At 42.1% G+C, this 3,869-nt stretch carries 4 protein-coding genes and 1 pseudogene; all 5 read left to right on the forward strand.

Annotation, left to right across the window (positions count from 1 at the left end; genetic code table 11):
• Positions 1–198: 198 nt before the first annotated feature.
• Positions 199–702, forward strand: coding sequence for a hypothetical protein (locus tag K2P83_RS07970; protein ID WP_292928020.1), 504 nt, complete (start codon positions 199–201; stop codon positions 700–702).
• Between the two features lie 133 nt (positions 703–835).
• Positions 836–2,218: a replication initiation factor gene (locus K2P83_RS07975; RefSeq protein ID WP_292928022.1), complete on the forward strand. Its 1,383-nt coding sequence runs from the start codon at positions 836–838 to the stop codon at positions 2,216–2,218.
• A gap of 27 nt (positions 2,219–2,245) precedes the next feature.
• Positions 2,246–2,545 (forward strand): annotated as a pseudogene (locus tag K2P83_RS07980) (helix-turn-helix domain-containing protein); the annotation flags it as partial.
• Positions 2,455–3,459 (forward strand): site-specific integrase, encoded by a 1,005-nt coding sequence (locus K2P83_RS07985; RefSeq protein ID WP_292928026.1) that lies wholly within the window; start codon positions 2,455–2,457, stop codon positions 3,457–3,459. The pseudogene K2P83_RS07980 and the gene K2P83_RS07985, both read left to right, overlap by 91 nt.
• A 214-nt stretch (positions 3,460–3,673) precedes the next feature.
• The coding region (locus K2P83_RS07990; RefSeq protein WP_292928024.1) for an Arm DNA-binding domain-containing protein at positions 3,674–3,869 on the forward strand (196 nt) is incomplete at its 3' end.

Below are 3,869 nucleotides of genomic sequence, written 5' to 3' on the forward strand. Positions count from 1 at the left end.
TAATTAACAGATACATTCAACCATAGGCCTGCATACATTATTTATTGCTGTTCATTTTCATTTCCGTTAAAGGCAGAAAATGAGAAACTTGATTTTGTTGATTCATATTTAAGTGAAAATCTGGGTGGTGATCTTTTTTATCTGTTTGAAAATCTTTCTAATGCCACCAATGATGATTGGGATATTACCCGGAAGGAATTGGAAGCATTGTCTGAAGATGAAAAGGGTAAAATTTTTCTCTCAATACAGTTATTTCTTGCTTATATTTACGCATATTTTTACAACCATATAGCACTTATGGTGCACGGTCAAAAGTTGACTACACTTGTACCACTAGCACTTAAAGGTGATAAGAAAGCTTTCTGCAGAGCTATACAGATAGATCGAAATATTTTGACAGGCCATCCGTACTTTCGCGATACCTATGCACGTCTCCAGACAGGTGAAGATCCTAATTTTTTGAATTCGGTTACAGCATATATCGATCGCCCTGCTATTAAATGCAGGATTGATTATCCGGCGTTATATATGTTATTTGCTGTACTGGATGGGTTTAAATGGCTAGATGATATTAAAGCGCGAGAGATTCTGGATGTATATAACGGAATGGGGTTGAATGTCGACCAAGGTTACATTGAGGATGAAAATTCTATAGTTAAGAAACGTATTGAATACCGTAAAAAGCAGAAAAACGGCTTTTAGTCAATGCACTGAAAATTGTTTTTTAGTGCATTCAGCTATCTTGTCTTGATAAATATAGTTCGGATCGGTTGCGACAAGCATTCTGCATGGTCGCCGTCCATTTTTATGGGCAATATCGATAAGGACTTTTATCATGAAGAAAGAAACCAATGTTTCGCCTGAATCTGTAGCATCTAATAAAATCGAAGCCGCCGAGCCAACGCAGATGACGACGAGCTTCAGCGAGGAGGATAGATGCGAGGGCGAGGTGGAAAAAGATTCGACGGATGCGCTGCATCAGTCAGATTTATCCCCAGAGGGTACGCTTCGTAGTAACACAGTACCCTATAACTGCAATAGTGAGTACTTCAAGCTTTTAAGGCTTGGGGTTGATAGCCTCTATCTATCCTATCAAGGTGAATTATTCCCGGAAGTCAAAGAACGTTTGGCCAAGCTGAAACAGTTGGCACAGCATCCTGAAATAGATCAACAAGCTCAAGCACAATATGCCATTTGCGGTCATATCTTTGAAGTCAAGGATAAAGGCTCGTCGATATTTCCGTATGTGCTGGAAGATGGGGCATTCCGAATCAGTCTATCCAGAACCGGCAAGAAAACACCAATGGCGTATGTGAAGATATCTTCCCGGTATCTATGTAGCATCATGCCTGCTGAAGCAGAAAAGCATTTACGCGATATTCTCAAGGAACTGGGCACTTTAGACAGTTCTGCTCATGTCAGCCGTATCGATCTCTGTGCTGATTTTGTTTCCTATGAAAATATGGAATCCTGGGGCCGTGAAGCATGGATCACGCGCGGCAAGAAAATCGATGCGCATGCCATCAACGAGAAATTCACCGGCTGGTCGATTGGTCTGGGCGGCAAAATTTCCTGCCGTCTGTACAACAAACTATTGGAAATTCATAGCAGTGGTAGAACTGATCTTATTCCTTTATGGAAAGAAACGGGATGGATCGAGGGTGAACCTGTCTGGCGTGTTGAATTTCAGTTGATGCGTGATGTGCTGGCAGAACATGGCTTGATTAGCCTTGACAGCGTATTAGCTAATCTAAACGGCTTATGGAGCTATGCTTCAACGGAATGGTTGCGTCTTACACTGCCTAATCCTGACGATCAAACGCGCTCACGCTGGCCAATTCATCCGCTCTGGGGATATATCTCATCTATAGATTGGGAAACAAACCTAAATACGCTTTCCAGATCGTTCCAAGCGACACGATTACCCGAAGATAAACGAATATTGGCATTGGGAATCAGTTCACTGGCTTCCTACATGGCAAAGTATGGCATTACGGACTTTGATGAGGGGCTAGATCGTTATTTATTAGCGTTGCATCAGTATCTTTGCGCCTGCGGAGAGTTTATCGGGCTTTCAGGCGAAGATTGTCTTCTTGAGAAAGTGCGTTTACGTGGGAAAGAATTCAATACGATTCAGAATTTCAATGAAGCTGAACAAAAGCGTCTAGAAGTAGAGAGAGCTACTAAAGATTATTGCAAAGCTTCGGAGGGTGAATGAAAACCCTTAACTTAGAATGAAGCAGCACAATTCCTCAAGCTTCACCCTGAAGAAGTACGTCGTCGTGCCAAAGCGGGAATTATCCCCGGTGCGAAATTGGGGAAGCGTTGGGTATTTATTGAAGATGATCTTGCTGCATACATTCAGTCGTTATATGCTCCCTCTCGGCAAGCGTTGCAAGTGGGACATGGAGAAAAACAATTATGTCACTCTTTAAACGCAATAAGACGTGGTGGATTAGTTTCACCACACCAAGCGGCGAGCGAGTTAGATGCTCTGCTGCAACAGAAGACAAAACCCAAGCACAGGAATTCCACGACAAGCTGAAAGCAGAATCTTGGCGGGTTGTGAAACTGGGTGATAAGCCAAAGCGCACTTGGGATGAAGCGGCTTATAAATGGCTGATGGAAACTGAGCATAAAGCTTCACACAAGCAAGATATAAAGCAGGTTGCCTGGATTCAACAGTTCTTTAGAGGCCGGTTACTTTCTGAATTAACTCGGGAAGTAATTGCTGAAGTGGGTGAAGTAAAATGCAAAGAAACTTCACCTTCAACGGCTAACCGCTATTTGGCGACAATCCGGGCAATTTTGCGCCGTGCGGCTCTTGAATGGGAATGGATCGAGAAAGCGCCTTTTATTCGTCTATATAGAGAGCCTAAAAGGCGCATTCGCTGGATTGAACCTGAGCAAGTAAAAGTGTTGCTTAATGAATTGCCGGAACATTTGGCTGATTTGGTTACGTTCTCACTTTGTACTGGATTACGCAAACGAAATGTAACCGATCTTGAATGGTCGCAAGTTGACCTGCAGAGAAATGTTGCTTGGATTCACGCTGATCAAGCAAAAGGAAGAAAAAGCATTCACGTTTCGTTAAATGCAACTGCAATGGAAATATTGCAGAAACAGATTGGTAAGCATCCGGTGAGAATCTTCACTTATCGCGGAAAACCAATCAACCAAGTTAATACTAAAGCTTGGCGCAGAGCATTAAAACGGGCTGGTATTGAAAACTTCCGCTGGCATGATTTGCGGCATACCTGGGCAAGTTGGTTAACTCAAAAAGGTGTTCCGTTAAATGTGATTCAGGAAATGGGCGCTTGGGAATCAACTGAGATGGTGAAACGTTATGCTCATTTGGCTCCCGAGCAATTCAGAAAACATGCAATGGTAGTAGATGAACTCCTGAATAACACAATTTTGACACAATCGGGTAATCAGGAGTCTGAAAATATTACTTAAGTTATTGTTTTTATGGTGCCGACACCAAGAATCGAACTCGGGACCTTCTGATTACAAATTCTAAAATGTACTGTTTTACGTTGTTTTATAGTTTTTGAAAATATATTAATGTCATTGTTTTGTATTGATTTTTAATATCACATTGTTTTAAACTCTACCTCATAGTTTTACGTCCATTGTCTACATAGTGTCTACATGAATGGAAATTGAAACAATGAACACACATCAAACACCTGCGCAGAAGATCACGAAATCCTATGTAGACAAATTGTCTACACCAGAAACCGGTCAGGCTTTCATACGTGACACCGAACTAAAGGGTTTTGCGGTGCGCATCACCTCATCCGGCGCCAAATCATTCATCCTGGAAAAAAGGATTGATGGCAAAGTGAAACGGCTGACACTAGGCC

It is taken from the genome of Nitrosomonas sp., assembly GCF_019752415.1.
GTDB lineage: Bacteria > Pseudomonadota > Gammaproteobacteria > Burkholderiales > Nitrosomonadaceae > Nitrosomonas.

Excerpts from the sequence above, each read along its gene's own strand:
- K2P83_RS07975 (WP_292928022.1), top strand. The coding sequence starts at position 836 with ATGAAGAAAGAAACCAATGTTTCGCCTGAATCTGTAGCATCTAATAAA.